This is a genomic window from Embleya sp. L77, assembly GCF_055557415.1.
On record NZ_CM145709.1, the window covers coordinates 1,202,785 to 1,219,835 of the forward strand.

Consider the following 17,051-nt stretch of genomic DNA (forward strand, 5'->3'; position numbering starts at 1 on the left):
CACCTCGTGGGTCGCCGTGAGGTTGGTACGTACCCGAGGACGGCCATGTGCGATCAGCCGCCCAGGTACGCGCTGTGCAGGTCGCCGGCGATCTCGTCCGGAGTGCCGACCTGAAGGATCCGGCCACCGCTCATGACCGCGGCGAGGTCGGCGACGGCCAGGGCCGTGCGCGCGAACTGCTCGACCAGGAGCACGGTGACACCGGTCTCGGCGATCTTGCCGACCACGTCGTACAGCTGGTCGACGACGAGAGGCGCGAGGCCCATCGACAACTCGTCGAGCAGGATGAGGGCCGGGTTGGTGGCGATCGCCCGGGCGACGGCCAGCATCTGCTGTTCGCCGCCCGACATCGTGCCCGCGGCCTGGGTCCGGCGTTCCTTGAGGCGGGGGAAGATCGGGAAGACCTTCTCCTCGATCTCCTTGCGGGAGACTCCTCGGTAGGTCGCCATCCACAGGTTTTCGGACACGGTGAGATTGGGGAAGACCCCTCGGCCTTCCGGGATGCTGCACAGGCCGATCCGGGCCAGGTCCACGGGTGCGGCCCCGGTGACGCACCGCCCGGCGAGGAAAATGTCCCCGCCGGTGGGCTGATGCAGCCCGGTGATCACCTTGAGCATCGTGGTCTTGCCGGCGCCGTTGGGGCCCAGGACCGCCATGACCTTGCCGGTGGGTACCGCGAGGTTCACCTTGTGCAGCACCTCGACCTGCTCGTACCCGGCGCTGATGCCGCGCAGTTCGAGCAGCGGCGGGGCGCCGGCCGGGCCGGTCGGCCGCGCGTCGGCCGCGTTCAGCGTCATACGGTCTCCTGCAGGACTTCGTCGGCCTCCGCGGCGTCGGCGGTGCCGAGGTATGCCGCCTGTACGGCGGCGTTGGTGCGGATCTCGTCGCACGTACCGTTGGCGATTTTTTTGCCGAAGTCAAGCACGTGCAGTTCGTCGCAGGTGTTCATCACCAGGTCCATGTCGTGCTCGACCAGCAGCACCGCGACCCCGTCGGCGGCGATCTCGCGCAACAACTGGCCGAAGCCGCGCGTTTCCTCGTCGTCCTGGCCGGATGCGGGCTCGTCCAGGAGCAGGATCTTGGGCCGGGACGCCAGCGAGCGCGCCAGTTCGACCACGCGGCCCTGCCCGGTGGGCAGTTGGTCGGCACGCACGTGCGCGATCTCGGTCAGGTTGAGCCGGTGCAGCAGGCGCGCCGAGGTGTCCTGCGGGGTTTCCTTGGTGCCGCGGTGCAGCCGCCGGTACTGGGCGGCGGCGATCTGGATGTTCTCCCGGACCGTCAACGAGCCGAACAACTCCAGGCGTTGGAAGGTGCGGGCCATGCCCAGGCGGGCCCGGCGGTAGGGCGCGAGTTTGCTGACGTCGCGCCCGTCCATCCTGACCCGACCCGAGGACGGCGGCTGGAGGCCGGTGATCACGTTGAAGATCGTGGTCTTGCCCGCGCCGTTGGGCCCGATCAGACCGGTGACCTTGCCCTCGTGGGCCCAGATGTTGACGTTGTTCAGGGCGGTGTGGCCGCCGAAGCGGACCGTGACGCCCTCGACCTCAAGCCCCATGACGCGCTCCAGGCAGGGTGGGTGACGGTGTTTCGGCCATCGCGACCGCCGGCAGCGAAGGCATCGCGATCAGCTTGTCCAGGGCCTCGATGTCGGCGGGCTTGAACCGGTTGCCGTTCAGGCCCAGTCCCTCGGGCTGCTCGGACAGGCCCGGCGGCAGCTCCTGTTCGGTCCGCGGCGCCTTGAGCATCAGCTCGACCTTGACCGCGGCCGGGATGCCGATCACCGCGAGCAGGATGCCGATGACGAAGACCCAGTTCCCGATCACGTCGGTGAACCGCAGGACGACCAGCACCAGTTGCGCTGCCGCGCTGCCGGCCAGGATGAACGGCCGGCGCAGCGCGGGCTCCCATTCCGGGCGGATCTTGGCGGCGATGAACCCGTTCGGGTTCTTGCCCAGCGCGATGCCGTTGAGGCCGATCAGGATCGTGGTGAGCTGGGCGTAGTCGGGGAAGAGGTTGGTGATCAGCGGCGTGCCCAGGAAGATGCCCGCGAACAGTGCGGCGCCCGGCGAGGTCAGGCCGGCGATCACCATCAGCATCAGCACCGAAAGCCCGGCGGTGAAGTCGAAGTTGACCGGCGACAGGGTGCCCAGCGCGCCGCCCAGGATGCCGCCGCCGACGCCCGCCATCGCGGCGGACAGGCCGAAGACGGTAAGCGTGGTCAGCTTGTGGTTCATCCCGATCGTCGCGCACGCCGCCGGGCTGTCCTTCATCGCCAGCAGCCTGCGGCCGAACTCGCCGCGTCGGATCCACACCACCACGAGCGAGGACAGCGCGAAGAAGACCGCGCCGAAGATGAAGTAGGCCCGGTCGGAGGAGATGTCCACGCCCGGCCAGTCGAACCGCTCGAAGTTGAGCGTGCCGCTGTTGAACAGGTCGATTTTGGTGTCGCCCCAGGTGAACGCGGGCAGTTGGAAGATCCAGCGGTCCAGCATGACCGCGAACGCGGCGGTGGCCAGGGCCAGGTAGATCCCGGACAGGCGCAGCGCCGGCAGCGCGACCAGCACGCCGATGCCCGCGCAGATCAGCGCGGCCCACAGCAGGCCCAGCGGGTTGCCGCCGGAGCCCAGGTGCGACACGCAGATCGCGCCGATGCCCGCGAAGCCCAACTGGGCCAGCGACATCTTCCCGGCGTAGCCCACCAGCGGGATCACCGACAGGGCGATGATCGCGAAGCCCCACATCTTGGTGCTGGCGAACAGGTCGGCGGCGCCCAGGGTGTTGGCCGCGACCACCGCGCCCGCGATCACCAGGGCGGCGAAGACGAGCGAGCCGGTCCAGGTCGGGCGGTGGGCGATCTCCCGGGTGCGGGAGGAGGCGTGGCCGCGCAGCCGGGACGTGGGCAGCAGCATGATCGCCACGAACAGCACCAGCACCGGCATCGAGTCGGTGAGGCCGGACAGGTAGGGGCCCGCGGTGGGGAACCTGGTCTCGGTGAGGTAGCCCTTGCCGTACTCGGTGACCAGCCCGATGATCAGCGCGCCGACGAAGGTCCACGGCAGGCTCTTGAGCCGGCCGATCACCGCCGCGGCGTAGGCGTTGACGATCAGCAGGGTCAGCGGCAGCGCGGCGAAGGAGAGTTTGGGCGCGATCAGGATGCCCGCGACGGCGGCCAGCATGGTGCCGGTCGCCCAGGCCAACATGCCGGGCACCTCGGGACGCGAGCCGTTGAGCACCGCGAGGTTACGGTCGTCGACGGTGGCGCGCATGGCCACGCCCGCGCGGGTGGAGCGCAGCAGCACCCACAGGCCGATCGCCACGATCAGCGCCACGGCCAGGGTGATCAGGTCGTGGTAGGACACGCGCGTGCCGGCCATGTCCACGGACTCGCCGGGGAAGAAGTTGACCACGTTGCGCGGGGTCTGCGGATCCCAGACCCACATCACCGTGGCGAGCAGGCTCAGCAGCACCGCGACGGTGACCATCAGGCGCGTCGTCTCCGACGTGCCCTCCAGGCGGCGCATGATGGCGAAGTGCAGGAACACCCCGAACGCCGGGGCGAGGATGCCGAGCACCAGCACGATGGACAGCCAGACCGGCCAGCCCCAGTCGAAGTGCAGTTGCCAGTAGGTGAACGCGGCGAGCGCGCCGGTGACGCCGTGGGCGAAGTTGAAGATGCCCGTGGTGGTGTAGGTCAGGGTCAGGCCGCCGGCGGTGATGGCATAGATGCCGCCGGTGACCAGGCCGCTGATGGTGAGGATGATGAACTCGTGCACGCGCCCTCCGTTCGGGCCGGGCCGTGTCGCGGGGCGATCGGTCTCGGAGACTGGTGCGGCACGGCTCCTGACAGGTCGTCAGGGCCGCTGGGCCGCCCTCCCGCCCGGTGCGGGGCGGGAGGACGACGGGTGTCGCCTGGTCGGACCGAGCGGAGTCGGCGGCCGAGGTCGGCGGTGATGCGGTGCAGCTGGGCGCTGCGGTTCACTGCTTCGATGTCACACGGTGGTGCGGTGTCGCTCGGGCGGGCGAGCGGCTCAGGAGCTCTCCTCCGGCGGCAGCGCCGGCGGCGGCTCGCCTCCGTCGGCCGGCGGCGGGGTGTTCGACTCGGGCGCGCCGGCCGGTGGCGGTGTGTCGGCGGGCGGCGCGGACGGCGGTGCCGATGTCGGTGCGACGGGCGCACCGGGGGCGACGGCGACCACGTTGCCCGGGTCGCAGTTGAAGAACTCGGCCTTGTTCGGCTTGGTCAGCGCCGCGTCGTACTCGAAGCCCTTGGCGGTCGCCTTGACCATGGTGAAGCAGTCCGAGGCGCGCACGTCCTTGGTCTCCACGATCGGTCCGGGGGCGAACAGGCCGCCCGCGTCCCAGTTGGCGCGCTTGCCCTTGGCCAGCACGCACTCCGTGGTGATGTCCGTACCGCATTCCTTGACCGCGCTCGCCCACAGCAGCCAGGAGTTGATCCCGGACATGTGGAAGAACTCCAGGTCCTTGCCGGGTTCGGCGAGGTGCAGGATCTCCAGCGCCTTCTGCACGGCGGGGTTCTTGTCGCCGAGCGACTGCGGCACGAACGTCGGGTAGATGTAGGTGTCGGGGATCTTCGAGTTCTTGGCGGCGGCGAGCGTGTAGCGGTTGTACGCCGACGCGTCGCTGACGATGACCTTGGGGTGCCAGTTCATCGCGTCCATCTCGCGGAACATCGACGCCGAGTCCACCGCGAGCCACGTGGTGATCAGCATCTCGACGCCGGCGCTCTTCATCTTCTCCAGCGTCGTGCGCCCGGGCGGCGGCATGACCGGGACGTCTTCCTTGTAGACGACCGTGCCGCCGGCCGCCTCGACACCGGCCTTGTAGCGGACCATCGAGGGCCGCAGCGAGGCCATGTTCTGGCCCAGCAGACCGACCTTGGCCTTGACCTCGGGGTGCGCGGCGAAGACCGCCTTGTACGCGCCCACGACCGTGGTGGAGACCGGCAGGCCGACCGCGAGGTCCTGGAGGTCGGCCTTGGCCGATTCCTCGCCGACCACGTAGGCCGGGAAGGCGCCGAGCTTGCAGCCGGTACGGGCCTTGACCCCGTCGTTGTCGAACGGGTTGCCGCCGCCGACCACCATGAAGTCGCTCTGGCAGGCCGCCGTCATGACCGTGCCGACGTTGCTGAGCGCGGCATCGCGCTTGGTCAGCTTGATCGTGCGGCCGTTGATCCCACCGAGTTCGTTGCACCACTTGGTGAAGCCTTCGGCCATCTCGAAGAACTCTTTGCCCAGACCCGGTTGGGCGGGAGCGCCGGGGTCGCCGGTCACGCTGACGAAGATTTCCTTCTCCGTGACGCCTCGATCGGCCTTCTTGGTGAGCGGCTTGCCGTCACCCTTGCCGCAGACGTCCTTGAGCGTGCCGAAGTCACCGGCCGCGCCGGTGGCCGCCTTGCCCTTGGTCGGAGCGGTTCCCACCGGATTCCCGCCCTGCGGACCCTTGGCCACCGCGTCGTCACCCGAGCGGCCACAGCCGACCGCCAACAGGAGCGGCACGACCAGCAAGCCGGCCGCCGCTCGGCGGCGCGTCCCACGCCGCCCGGCGGAAGTTGATGCCATCAGCCCTCCCGACACTTCGTTTCCGCGGGCCGGGCCGAGATGCCCGGTGCGCTCTCACGTACTTCTCCTGCGCTGTGCTCGCGTCGTTCTCGTCTTGTTCTTGCCCTGCCTCGGGCTCCGCCTGCGAGGCGTCCCTGCGACTGGATCTGACATGCCATCAGTCAATGGGCCATGAAGCAATGGCCGGGACCTTAACGGGGTGTTCCACAGGGTGCAAGAGTCACCGAACCGGCGAAAACCGCTGGCCGGCAGGCCGAGAACAGTCCCTTGCGGGGCGAGGCGCGCGACTGCACACGTGTCACCGTTTGGGCCCTCAGGATCGGAATTCATCGGCTTCGTGATGGCACTGTTATGAGGTGTCGGCGATCCGTCTCGCGAGATCCGCGAAGCACGTGCAGAGCAAAAAGACGACACAGTGACAAGCGTTCTCCATAAAGCGACAAGGAGTCAGTGAACCGATGCACACGATCGATCCGACCACCGACGCACAAGAGATCGAACGCGTCCCGGCGGCGGACGGCGAACTCGTCCTGCGACGTGCGGGCGAGCACTACGAGATCATCAGCAACGGCTGCTTTCTGATGGACACGCGCGCGGGCGCCTCGGAGCGGCTTTTGGTGCGCACCGCGCTCGACGCGCTCGGTGACGGCACGGATCTGCGGATCCTGGTCGGCGGCCTGGGCGTCGGCTTCACCCTGCGCGAGGCGCTGACCGACGCCCGGGTCGCGCAGGTGACGGTGATCGAACGCGAACCCGCCGTCGTGCGCTGGGGCACCGGCCCGCTCGCGCCGTTCTCCGGACACGCCCTGGCCGACCCGCGAGTGAGGGTGGTCACATCAGACCTGGTGGCCTGGGTGCATTCGCGTGCCGGCGGGCCGGTCGCGGGGGCGGCGGGCGCGCCGGGCGGGGAGGCGGGTGGCGGACCGGGTGCCGAGGCCGGTGCCCAGCCGGATGCCGGGCCCGCCGCCGAGGCTGATGCCGAGCCGGGTGCCGGGGCCAGTGCCAAGGCCGCCGCCGAGAAGGCGCCGGAGCGCTTCCACGCGCTGTGCCTGGACATCGACAACGGGCCGGACTGGACGGTGACCGACGGCAACGCCTCGCTCTACGACGACGCGGGACTTGCCGCGCTGCGGTCCCGATTGTTGCCGGGCGGCGTGCTGACCGTGTGGAGCGCGACCGCGAGCCCGGCCTTCGCCGAGCGGCTGCGGCAACACTTCGCCCGGGTGAGCGTGCATCAGGTGCCGGTCCCGCGCGGCGAACCGGACGTGGTGTTCGTCGCACGCGAGCTGTAGCGGACGGTCGGCGGCAGCGAGGCAGCGAGGCTGGGCGGCCCGGGTCGCGCGGGAGGGCCGGGCCGGCCGCACCGAGCCGCGCGCGTCGTGCGCAAGAACCGACGGGCCGAAGGCAACGGGGCGGGCGCGCCGCGCGCGAGAACCGACGGGCCGGCGGCGACCGGGCGGTCCGAGGCGTCGGGCGCGACCGGCCGGCCTGCGGCGACGTGGTGGTGTGCGTCGTGCGGGGAATGTAACTGACGCGACGTCAGAGAAACTTGCGTGTGTCATCCAACTGCTGTCAGCATGCGATCGACGGCTGGTGAAAGGGTGGACATGCACGACGACGAGGCGGATTCGCCCGCTCTGTACAATTCGGGCGAACTGCGCGACCGCAGCGAACTCCGGGACGTGGTGCAGATCTACGCCCACGGCGCGGACCGCCGCAAGCCCGACCTCGTCGCCTCGATGTTCACCCCCGAGGGCCGCCTGGTGATCCACCGCGACCCCGGCTCCACCGAGCCGCCGGCGGTACGAACCGGCCGGGCCGAGATCGCCAAGGCGCTGACGAGCCTGGACCGCTACCTGGCCACCACACATCTGATCGCCAATCAGCTCGTCGCCTTCGAGCCGGGCGGCGACCGGGCGAACGCCGAGACGTACTGCACGGCGCACCACATCTACGAATCGTGCGGAGTGCGCCGCGACCGGGTGATGTCGATCCGCTACCTCGACACGTTCGTGCGCACGGACGAGGGCTGGCGTATCGAGACCCGCACCCTGCACTGTGACTGGGTCGAGGACCGGCCGCTGACGGCATGAGCACCGGCACGAAGGGGGCCGCGCGCACGCCGACCAGGCGCCACGGCCCGACGATGATCCTGGTCGCCCTGTCCTTCGCCGCGACCACGATGGCGGTCATGCAGACCGTGGTCTCGCCGATCCTGCCGCAACTGCAGAACCGTCTCGGCGTGTCCAGCTCGGCCATCGCCTGGGTGCTCACCGGCAACCTGCTCGCCTCGGCGGTGGCCACCCCGCTGCTCGGCCGGCTCGGCGACCTGCGCGGACGCAAACGATTCCTGCTGTACGCGCTGGCGGCGGTCGCACTCGGCTCGGTACTGGCCGCGTGCACCACCTCCTACGTGATGCTGATCGCCGGCCGGGTACTCCAGGGCATGGGCGGCGGCGTGGTCCCGCTCGCACTCAGCGTGGTCCGGGACGAATTCCCCAAGGAGCGCTCGGCGGGCAGCATCGCCACCATCGGCGCCACGATCAGCGTCGGCGCCACCTTCGGCTCGGTGATGACCGGGCTGATCGCCGACCGCTGGGACTACCACCTGCTGTTCTGGCTTTCCGCACTGGTCGCGCTGCTGTCCATGCTGATGGTGTGGCGCGTGGTGCCGGACACCGCCGAACGGCGCTCGGGCCACGTGGACCTGGTCGGCGCGCTGACCCTGTCCGGCTGGCTGGCGGCGCTGCTTGCCGCGGTGAGCATGGGCAGCCGCTCCGGGTGGGGCGCGCCGCTGGTGATCGGCGGGCTGATCACCTCCGTGGTGATGTTCGCCGCCTGGATCGGCTGGGCGCTGCACCACCCCGAACCCCTGGTCGACCTGCGGGTGATGGCCCGCCGGCCGGTGCTGCTGGCCAACCTGTCCGGGGTGTTCACCGGCATGGCGATGTACGGCTCCTCACTGCTGTTCGCGCCGTTCATCCAGGCCCCGTCGGCGCTCGGCTACGGCTTCGGCAAATCGGTGCTGATCGCCGGGCTGATCATGCTGCCGGGCACGATCGGCAACCTGGCGGCGGCACCGGTCGCGGCCCGGATGACCAACCGCTACGGGCCCAAGCCCGCCCTGGTGCTCGGACCGCTGCTCAGCGGCGCGGCGTTCGCGCTGCTGATGCCGCTGCACGGGTACTGGTGGGCGTTCTCGATGGTCGGCGTGTTGTTCGGCTTCGGTCTCGGGCTCGCGTTCTCCGCGATGCCCGCACTGATCAACGACCACGTGCCCGCGGACATGACCGGCGTGGCCAACGGTATGAACGCGGTGCTGCGCACGGTGGGCGGGGCGACCGGTACGGCCGTGCTCGGCGCGATCCTGAGCGCATCCCTGGTCGACGGGGGCACCGCGCGCGCCGCGGGTGTGGCCCAGGCGCCGGAACTGACCGGCTACCTGATCTGCTTCGGCATGCTGGGCATCGGCTGCCTGGTCGCGGCGCTGCTCGCCTGGTCGATCCCGAGCGCGCACCGAACGGCGCAACCGGTGCGGGTGGCGGCCGAACCCGACCGTGTGCAGGCGACCCGATAGGGAAGACTGCCCGGATGATCGGGAACGAACGAGACGCCGCCCTGGCCGAGGCGATCGCGCTGCGCGAGGCGGGTCGGGCCGAGGAGGCACGGGCGCGGCTGGTGCCGCTGGTCGAACAACACCCCGGCGACGCGCAGATCGCCTACCAGGCGGCGTGGGCGCACGACGTGCTCGGCCTGGAGCGCGAGGCCGTGCCGTTCTACGAATGGGCCCTGATCGGGGACGGCCTGGCGGCCCAGGACCGACTGGGCGCGTTCCTGGGCCTGGGCAGCACGTACCGTGCGTTCGGCGCACACGACAAGGCGGTGGCGATCCTGCGCCGCGGCCTCACCGAATTCCCCGACGACGCGGGCCTGACCACGTTCCTGGCCATGGCCCTGTACAACGCCGGCGACGCCAAGACCGCGGTCGAATCCCTCCTCCGCGTCATCGCCACCACCAGCACCGACCCCCAGGTAACCCCCTACCGCAAAGCCATCGAACTCTACGCAACCGACCTGGACGCAACACACACATAGCGCCCCCAGCCGCGCTCGCCCCGCCGGCGAAACCCCCAACAGCCCACCCGATCAACCCCTCCCCCAGCCCGTCCGAACACCCCCGTCCCCACCAATCCCTCCCCACCAAACCCCCGCCCCACCCAACCGCCCGAACGCCCGGGCCCGCCCACACACCGCCCGAACGCCCCGGCCCGCCCACGCACCCTGGCCCGCCCGAACGCCCGGGCCCGCCCACACACCCTGGGCCCGCCTGAACGCCCCGGCTCACCCACGCACCCTGGCCTGCCCACCCGAGTGCCACCAGCCCGCCCGGGCAACCCCCCTCAGCCCGTCCGGCGTTTGAGGACACCCCAAGCCCCGGCCCACAATCCGCACGCCTGCAAACCCAACCCACCCAGGCCGTCCCGCCCCACCCTCCGGCCCGTCCGAGCACCCCAGCCCGTCCGAGCAACCCCTCCAGCCCGTCCGGCGTTTGAGGACAAACGGCCCAGGCCACCCCAGCCCGTCCGGCGCCTGAGGACAAACGAACCAGGCACCCCAGCCCGTCCGGCGCCTGAGGACAAACGAACCAGGCACCCCCAGCCCGTCCGGCGCCTGAGGACAAACGGCCCGGACCACCCAAGCGCGTCCGGCCATGAGGACAAGGCGTCACCCACCGGAAAGCGCCGACAACGTCGCCGCCCCAGCCGGATCCCCCGCCGTAGCCGCAGGCACAAGCACCACCTCGTCCACCCCCACCCCCCGATACGCCGCGATCCGCTCCCGCGCCTGCGCCACCGACCCCACGACCCCCACCGCCGCAACCGCCGAAGGCGGAATCGCGGCCCACAACTCCCGCGGATGCGGCCGCGTGCGCGCATACGCGACCAGCTCCGCAAAGCCCGCGCGGGCGAACATCTCCGCATACCCGGGCGCCGCCAGATACCCCACCAACCCGCGCCGCAACTGCTCCGTCCCCTCCGCCACGACGGCCCCCGGCTTCACCTCCACCGCCGCACACACCCACGCGGCGACCCGGGGGCGCGACCGCCCGGCCTCCTTTGCGGCGCGCTCCAGCGAACCGATCAGCTCCCCCGCCGTCTCCACCGACACCAGGTTCAGCACCAGCCGATCCGCATACCGCGCCGCCGTCCGGATCGCCGCAGGCCCGAACGCGGCGACCGTCAACCCCGATCCGCCCGGCGCCGGCAACCGCAGCCGGTACCCGCGCGAACGCAGCACCGACCCCTGCCCATCCGACCTCGCACCGTCCAACAACTCCCGCGTCTGCCGGGCCGATTCCGCCAACGCGACACCCGACCGGGCCCGCGAGCGCCCGTGCCACTCCTCGACCACCACCGTCGAGGACGTTCCCAGCGCCACCGTCACCCGCCGCCCGGTCAGCGCCCGGACCGAGGCCACGCCCATCGCGATGGTCGCCGGATCGCGTACGGTCACCGCCAACGGCCCCACGGTCAACGGGATCCGCTCGGTGACCCCGGTGACCGCGGTGGCCAGCGCGAACACGTCGTAGGTGGCCATCTCACCGAGCCACAGTTCGTCGTAGCCGAGTTCGTCGGCCAGCCGCGCCGTCGCGAGCGCCTCCGCCGCCGGACGGTCCTGCCACAGGCCGAGCGAGACCGACAGGCCCGCCCCGGTGGGTATCCCCTCCCCGCTCACGTCACCCGCTCCAGCACCACGGCCGACCCCGACCCCGCCGCCCCGCTGACCGCCGCCACTCCGAATCGCCCACCCGAGCGCACGAGTTCACGCGCACACGCGCCGACCAGGATCGCGCCGGTGGCGCCGAACGCGTGCCCCATCGCAATCGTGCCGCCGTTCACGTTGAACCGGTCGTCCCCGAAACCGAGTTCGCGACGAATCTTCAGACACAGCGCGGCGAACGCCTCGGCGAACTCCACCACGTCCAAATCCGCCGGTCCCAGCCCGGCCCGGACCAGCGCCTTGCCGATCGCCCGCTGACCCGCCGTCAACATCCGGACCGGATCGCTGCCCGCCGCGGCCGAGGACACCACCCGCGCCATCGGCCACAAGCCCAGCCGTTCCGCCCGCGCGAGGGTGCCGAGCAACAACACGCACGCCCCGTCCGCCACCGATGGCGAGGTGCCCCGAGTGTGCAGATGCCGGATCCGGCCCAGATGCGGCAGGTGCCGAAGCGCGAGCGCGTCCTGACCGGCGGCCCCAAGCTCGGCGAACGCCGGTTCCAGCTTCCCGAGTTCATCCGCACTCGTACCGGGCCGCACATGCTCGTCGTGGGCCAACCCGCCCGGAAGCGGCGCCACCGCGTCGGCGAACCGGCCCAGCGCCCAGGCGCGCGCCGCGCGTTCCTGGGTGTGCGCCCCGTAGGCGTCCAACTCGGCGCGGTCGTAGCCCTCCTCGGTCGCCACCACGTCGGCCGCGATCCCCATGTGCACGCCGCCGACCCGCTCGATCACGGCCGCGTCCGTCCACAACGGGCCGCGGTCCGCGAACATCGGCACGCGGGAGGAGGATTCGACCCCGCCCGCGATCACCAGATCGGCCTGCCCGGACCGGACCAGGGCCGCGGCCGAGGAAACCGCGTCGATCCCGGACGCGCAGAACCGGTTGATCATCTGCCCGGGCACCACGTCCGGCCAGCCCAGCGTCAACACGGCGGTGCGCGCCGGATTGGCGCCCTGCTCGTCCACCTGCCCCGCGCAGCCCAGCAGTACGTCGTCCACCTCCGCCGGATCGACCCCGGTCCGCGCCACCAACGCGGTCAGCACGTGCTCGACCAGGGCAGGCGCCGACACTCCGGCCAGCCCGCCACGCGGCGAGGCCTTCCCGCGCGGCGTCCGCACCGCGTCGAGGATGTACACGTCCCCGGTCACGCGTCCGCGCCCCGGCCCACGATCATGGTGACGACCGTCGTGAAGGAGCCGCCGACATTGACGGTCAGCGCGGTGCGCGCGCCCTCGACCTGGATCGGCCCGGCCCCACCGGTCACCTGCCGCGCCGCGTCGAGCACCATCCGCACCCCGGTGGCGCCGACCGGATGACCCAGGGCCAGCAGTCCACCGCCCGGGTTGACCGGCAACCGGCCGCCCGGCCCGAACACCCCGTCGGCGACCAGGCGTCCGGCCTCCCCCGGGCCGCACACGCCCAGGTGCTCCAGGGCCACCAGGCCGGTGATGCTGAAGCAGTCGTGCAGTTCGGCCACGTCCACCTCGTCGGCGCCGCGCAGCCCGGCCCGCCGGTAGGCGTCCGCGACCGCCCCGGCCAACTGCGGGAACATCGCCGCCTCGTCGGCCCGGGCCAGCTTGGCGGCCAGGGACAACGTGTCGGTGCGGTGCCCGAAGCCGCGCACACACGCCGCCCCGGCCGGATCCGGGCCGTGTTCGGCCATCCATGCGGGCGAGGCCAGGACCACGGCGGCGGCGCCGTCGGTGATCCGACCACAGTCGGTGCGCCGCAGCCGGCCCGCGACCGGCGGATTGGCCGCGTCGTCGGCGGTGAAGGCCGCCGGCGCGAAGACCCAGTCCCGGGCCTGGGCGAGCGGATTGCGTGCGGCGTTCGCGAACGCGCCTGCCGCGAAGGCGCCCGGATGGGCCGGGTCCAGGCCGTACCGGGCGGCGTAGGCGTCGGCGATCTCGGCGAACAACGTCGGCCACGGAAACTCCGCACCCGGCGCCTCGTGTCCGGCCCACGCGGCGGTACCCAGATGGCTCGCGCCCACGTTCGCGGGCACATTGCGCATCAGCTCGACACCCACCACGAGCGCGAGATCGTACCGTCCGGCCTGGAGATCGGCGCCGGCCGCGAGCACCGCACAACTTCCCGACGCGCACGCCGCCTCGTGCCGCATGCTCGGCCGGCCGGCCAACTCGGGTACGGCGGTGACCATCAGGCCGCCCAGGTGCGCCTGCCCCGCGAACAGTTCACCCGCCAGATTGCCCACGTGCACGACCTCGATCGCACCGGGATCCACCCGCGCGTCCGCCGCCGCGGCGAGTGCGACCTCGCGCAGCATGTCGACCAGGCCCAGGCCCTCCTTGGTCCAGTTTCGGGCGAAATCGGTCTGCGCGCCGCCGAGGATGTAGAGGGGCGTGGGGCTCATGAGTCGCCTCCTTCCGGGCGGTCCTCGACGGCGGACCCGGTGGACGCACCCGGCCCCGCCGCCGAGCCGGTCGTCGCGTCGGCAGCCGCCGCCGAGGCCGTGCCTGCCGCGGATTCCGCGAAGCGGGTGCGCAATTGCGCCTTGCGGACCTTGCCGACCGGGTTGCGGGGCAGCGCCTCGACCGCTTCGAGCCGCTCCGGCAGTTTGTACACCGCGATGTGACGTCCCCTCAGGAACGCGGTCAGTTCGGCCAGGGTCGGCGTACGTTGGCCGGGTGCGACCACCACGACCGCGCACGCCCGTTCGCCCAGCACGGCGTCCGGGAGCGCGATGATCGCGGCCTCGGTGATCGCCGGATGGGCCACCAGGTGGCCCTCCACCTCGGCCGCGGAAATGTTCATCCCGCCGCGCACCACGATGTCCTTGGCCCGATCGACGTAGCGCAACCAGCGCGGATCCCCCGACGCGTCGGCCGCATACGCGAACATGTCCCCGGTACGGAACCAGCCGTCCTCGTCGAAGGCGGTCAGGCGGGCCTGGGGATCACGCGTGACGTACCCGGAGAACACCCCGGGCCCCTTCAGGCGCAACTCGCCCGGCACCCCGACCTCGGTGATCTCCACCTCGGTGGCGAGATCCACCAACCGGCTGCGCATGCCGTGCGAGGCGCGGTTGGACCAGGTGTGTCCGGGTGAGCCGAAGCGCGGGAAGTAGTGCGCACGGTCGCGGTGATCGGGCACCGTGCCCGGGTCCGCCGCCAGGCTTGCGCCCTCGTTGGAGCCGAAGTAGTTGATCACCTCGATGCCGAACCGTTCGGCCCAGCCGGCGGTCATCTCCTCGGTCAGCGGCGCCGATCCCGAACCGACCACGCGCAGCGACGCGAGCGCCCCGGCCGGCAGGTCGTCGCGGCGCAACATCGTCGTCAGCAGCGCGGGCGGCACCACCGTGTACGTGACCTGCTCGGCGACGAGTTGGCCCAGGAACACGCCCGGATCGAAGGGGTGATGCTGCACGAGCACCGCGCCGGTCATCAACCAGGGCAGGAACATCCCGGCGATGCCCGCCATGTTGACCATCGGGAAGGGATTGAGCAGCACGTCCCGGTCGGTCAGCTCGGCGGCGTCGATGCTGCCCAGAGCCATCGGCGCCCAGTCGTCGGGGCAGCGCGGAACCCCTTTGGGCACGGCCTCGGTTCCCGAGGTCCAGCAGATCGTCACGCAGTCGCCCGAGTCGGTGTCCAGGCGGTGCGGATACCGGTCGAGCAGCCGGGTGGAGGCCGTGGCGCACGCGACGTCGAGCGCGGTGACGCCCTCGGGCACGTCGTCACCGAAGGCCAGCACCGCCCGCAGCCCGGACAGCGGCAGTCCCACGATCGCCTCCGCCGCACGCCACGAGCCCGCCCGGGTGGCGGTGACGAACACCCGGACGTCGGCGAGTCGGGCCAGCTCCTCCAACTCGAACTCGCGGTACTGCACCGGGAACGGCGTAGCGATCGCGCCGAGCCGGGTGATCGCCAGGTAGGCGGCGGCGAGTTCGACCGAGTTGGGCAGTTGCACGCCGACCACGGTGTCGCGCACCACGCCGCGATCGAGCAGGACGGCGGCCAACGCATCGACGTAGGCGTCGAGTTCGGCCCAGGTCAGGCGTTTGGGCGCGCCGTCCATCAGGGTGCTGCGGTTGGGCGGGTCGACGATCGCGGTGCGGTCCGGGTGTTCGGCCACCCGGTCGCGGAAGGTCCGGTCCCAGGTCGGACCGCCCCACCACGGCGCGTAGCGCGCGGCCTGCTCGGCGGTGTGCAGTCTCATCCCCGGCCTCCGAGCTGGTCGGCCCGCACCCAGGTGGCGTGGAAGCCGACCGGCACCCGCACCGGGAGCAGGATCCGGCACACCGGCCCCGCCGTCAGGTCGGCCGCGTCCAGCACGACGACCTCGGATCGACCCTCGCGCTCGTCGGTCACGAACGACACCAGGTATCCGTCGTCCTCGCCGGTACTGCCGTCGCGCGCGGCGAACGGCGCCTCGGAGCCCCACCGCCCGGCGCCGAAGCGGTGGTCCAGGCGTTCGCCGGTATGCAGGTCGTAGCGCACGATGCCGTCGAAGAGCAGGGTGTCCCCGCGCGCGATGTGCACGTTGTAGGCGTAGCGGTTGCGCCGGCCCACCATGCGCGAGTCGATGGTGGGGAACTCGGTGTTGTCGTCGTCGCGCGGGCCCTCGGCGGTCCGTCCGGTGCTCAAGTCGAAGCGGTAGCGCCACAGTTGGGCATCCAGCCGGAGATAGGCGAGCATCCGGGCGAGCGGGTGGTCGATCCGCGGCTGATGCTGTGGGTCCTTGACCCGGCACACGTCGAGCACGATCTCGCCGGGCTCCTCCCAGGAGTTGACGACGTGGTAGATGTACCCGGGCGCCGCCTCGAACCAGCGCACCCGCGAACCGTCCCCGTACCGGGGCACGATGGCGAACCGGGACGGCAGGGTGCGATCGAAGTGCAGCTTGTACCGGCCCTGTCGGCGCGCCTCCTGGTCCTGGATCAGCGGCAGGTCCATCAGGATCGCGTGGTTCTCGGTGATCGCCATGTCGTGCGGCAGACGCGGGCCGGGCAGGTCGATGGTCGCGGTGTGTGCGACCCTGCCGTCCGCGCCGACCACGCCATAGCGCAGGTACGGCGGTTCGGGACCGTAGTCGAACCAGAACAGTTCACCGGTCGCCTCGTCGACCTTGGGGTGGGCCATGAAATCGCCGGTGAGCGTGCCCAGGAAGGTTTCCGGGCCGAGCGTGGCCAGCGACAGCGGGTCCAAGGCGCGCGGGCTGCCGCACAGGTACCAACTCGCCAGCAGCCGGCCGTTGAAGAAGGTGACGTCGGTGTTCGCGGAGTCCTTCAGTCCCAGGCCGTGTCCGTTGCCGAACGGGTTGCCCGCGGGGTCCTCCATCACGCCGGTCCACAACCCGCGGCCGGCCCGGCTCTCCGCCTCGAACGCCTCGGTGCGCACCCAGCGGTTCACGTACCGCGCCCGACCGTTCTCGAAGTGCAGCCCGTGAATCATGCCGTCGCCGTCGAACCAGTGGTATCGGCCGGTCGCCGGGAACCGGCGGTTCGGGCCGTTGCGCAGGTACACACCGTTGAGGTCGGTCGGAATCGAGCCGATCACTTCCAGATCGTCGGCGGAGATCTCGTCCACGACGGGCGCATACACGCCGAGCAGATAGGGATTCTCCTCACCGTCTTCGACGGGCTTGATCACCATGCCGGGTTCGTCGTTCATGGCCACTCCGCGATCGGTTCGAACTCGCCGGACGGGGACGCGCGTATGCCGGGAGGCTAAC

At 71.3% G+C, this 17,051-nt stretch carries 13 protein-coding genes; 4 read left to right on the forward strand and 9 right to left on the reverse strand.

Going from position 1 to position 17,051, the window contains the following annotated elements; genetic code table 11:
- Window positions 1-53 precede the first annotated feature (53 nt).
- The 4 genes from ACZOOI_RS04825 to ACZOOI_RS04840 form a co-directional block, all read right to left on the reverse strand.
- The gene (locus tag ACZOOI_RS04825) at window positions 54-797 is read right to left on the reverse strand and encodes an ABC transporter ATP-binding protein (RefSeq protein WP_465279571.1); all 744 of its coding nucleotides are present in this window, start codon (window positions 795-797) and stop codon (window positions 54-56) included.
- A complete protein-coding gene (locus ACZOOI_RS04830; RefSeq protein WP_355529075.1) occupies window positions 794-1,555 on the reverse strand; it encodes an ABC transporter ATP-binding protein in 762 nt (253 codons plus the stop codon). The genes ACZOOI_RS04825 and ACZOOI_RS04830 overlap by 4 nt, the downstream gene beginning before the upstream one ends.
- The gene (locus ACZOOI_RS04835) at window positions 1,545-3,773 is read right to left on the reverse strand and encodes a branched-chain amino acid ABC transporter permease (protein ID WP_465279572.1); all 2,229 of its coding nucleotides are present in this window, start codon (window positions 3,771-3,773) and stop codon (window positions 1,545-1,547) included. The genes ACZOOI_RS04830 and ACZOOI_RS04835 overlap by 11 nt, the downstream gene beginning before the upstream one ends.
- Before the next feature lie 255 nt (window positions 3,774-4,028).
- Window positions 4,029-5,576, reverse strand: a complete 1,548-nt coding sequence (locus ACZOOI_RS04840; RefSeq protein ID WP_465279573.1) for an ABC transporter substrate-binding protein — start codon at window positions 5,574-5,576, stop codon at window positions 4,029-4,031.
- Between the two features lie 458 nt (window positions 5,577-6,034).
- Between ACZOOI_RS04840 and ACZOOI_RS04845 the strand changes: the two genes are divergently transcribed.
- The 4 genes from ACZOOI_RS04845 (at window position 6,035) to ACZOOI_RS04860 (ending at window position 9,671) form a co-directional block, all read left to right on the forward strand.
- Window positions 6,035-6,868 carry a polyamine aminopropyltransferase gene (locus tag ACZOOI_RS04845; RefSeq protein WP_465279574.1) on the forward strand — a complete coding sequence of 278 codons (834 nt, stop codon included), beginning with the start codon at window positions 6,035-6,037 and terminating at the stop codon, window positions 6,866-6,868.
- A gap of 315 nt (window positions 6,869-7,183) precedes the next feature.
- The gene (locus ACZOOI_RS04850) at window positions 7,184-7,669 is read left to right on the forward strand and encodes a nuclear transport factor 2 family protein (protein ID WP_465279575.1); all 486 of its coding nucleotides are present in this window, start codon (window positions 7,184-7,186) and stop codon (window positions 7,667-7,669) included.
- A complete protein-coding gene (locus ACZOOI_RS04855; protein WP_465279576.1) occupies window positions 7,666-9,153 on the forward strand; it encodes an MFS transporter in 1,488 nt (495 codons plus the stop codon). The genes ACZOOI_RS04850 and ACZOOI_RS04855 overlap by 4 nt, the downstream gene beginning before the upstream one ends.
- A gap of 14 nt (window positions 9,154-9,167) precedes the next feature.
- The gene (locus ACZOOI_RS04860; protein ID WP_465279577.1) at window positions 9,168-9,671 is read left to right on the forward strand and encodes a tetratricopeptide repeat protein; all 504 of its coding nucleotides are present in this window, start codon (window positions 9,168-9,170) and stop codon (window positions 9,669-9,671) included.
- Between the two features lie 630 nt (window positions 9,672-10,301).
- Here the strand turns inward: ACZOOI_RS04860 and ACZOOI_RS04865 are convergent.
- The 5 genes from ACZOOI_RS04865 to ACZOOI_RS04885 are packed head-to-tail and all read right to left on the reverse strand — an operon-like array spanning window position 10,302 to window position 16,990.
- Window positions 10,302-11,312 (reverse strand): LLM class F420-dependent oxidoreductase, encoded by a 1,011-nt coding sequence (locus ACZOOI_RS04865; RefSeq protein ID WP_465279578.1) that lies wholly within the window; start codon window positions 11,310-11,312, stop codon window positions 10,302-10,304.
- A complete protein-coding gene (locus tag ACZOOI_RS04870; RefSeq protein WP_465279579.1) occupies window positions 11,309-12,505 on the reverse strand; it encodes an acetyl-CoA C-acyltransferase in 1,197 nt (398 codons plus the stop codon). The genes ACZOOI_RS04865 and ACZOOI_RS04870 overlap by 4 nt, the downstream gene beginning before the upstream one ends.
- Complete coding sequence (locus tag ACZOOI_RS04875) at window positions 12,502-13,731, reverse strand: acetyl-CoA acetyltransferase (RefSeq protein WP_465279580.1); 1,230 nt, start codon at window positions 13,729-13,731, stop codon at window positions 12,502-12,504. The genes ACZOOI_RS04870 and ACZOOI_RS04875 overlap by 4 nt, the downstream gene beginning before the upstream one ends.
- A complete protein-coding gene (locus tag ACZOOI_RS04880; protein WP_465279581.1) occupies window positions 13,728-15,536 on the reverse strand; it encodes a class I adenylate-forming enzyme family protein in 1,809 nt (602 codons plus the stop codon). Before ACZOOI_RS04880 ends, ACZOOI_RS04875 begins: the two co-directional genes overlap by 4 nt.
- Window positions 15,533-16,990: a carotenoid oxygenase family protein gene (locus tag ACZOOI_RS04885; RefSeq protein ID WP_465279582.1), complete on the reverse strand. Its 1,458-nt coding sequence runs from the start codon at window positions 16,988-16,990 to the stop codon at window positions 15,533-15,535. Before ACZOOI_RS04885 ends, ACZOOI_RS04880 begins: the two co-directional genes overlap by 4 nt.
- Between the last annotated feature and the right edge of the window lie 61 nt (window positions 16,991-17,051).

Bases quoted from the DNA above. Each gene is read 5' to 3' on its own strand.
- ACZOOI_RS04860 (WP_465279577.1), top strand. From the start codon at position 9,168: ATGATCGGGAACGAACGAGACGCCGCCCTGGCCGAGGCGATCGCGCTG.
- ACZOOI_RS04880 (WP_465279581.1), bottom strand. From the start codon at position 15,536: ATGAGACTGCACACCGCCGAGCAGGCCGCGCGCTACGCGCCGTGGTGG.
- ACZOOI_RS04885 (WP_465279582.1), bottom strand. From the start codon at position 16,990: ATGAACGACGAACCCGGCATGGTGATCAAGCCCGTCGAAGACGGTGAG.
- ACZOOI_RS04840 (WP_465279573.1), bottom strand. From the start codon at position 5,576: ATGGCATCAACTTCCGCCGGGCGGCGTGGGACGCGCCGCCGAGCGGCG.
- ACZOOI_RS04830 (WP_355529075.1), bottom strand. From the start codon at position 1,555: ATGGGGCTTGAGGTCGAGGGCGTCACGGTCCGCTTCGGCGGCCACACC.
- ACZOOI_RS04875 (WP_465279580.1), bottom strand. From the start codon at position 13,731: ATGAGCCCCACGCCCCTCTACATCCTCGGCGGCGCGCAGACCGATTTC.
- ACZOOI_RS04825 (WP_465279571.1), bottom strand. From the start codon at position 797: ATGACGCTGAACGCGGCCGACGCGCGGCCGACCGGCCCGGCCGGCGCC.
- ACZOOI_RS04845 (WP_465279574.1), top strand. From the start codon at position 6,035: ATGCACACGATCGATCCGACCACCGACGCACAAGAGATCGAACGCGTC.
- ACZOOI_RS04850 (WP_465279575.1), top strand. From the start codon at position 7,184: ATGCACGACGACGAGGCGGATTCGCCCGCTCTGTACAATTCGGGCGAA.
- ACZOOI_RS04855 (WP_465279576.1), top strand. From the start codon at position 7,666: ATGAGCACCGGCACGAAGGGGGCCGCGCGCACGCCGACCAGGCGCCAC.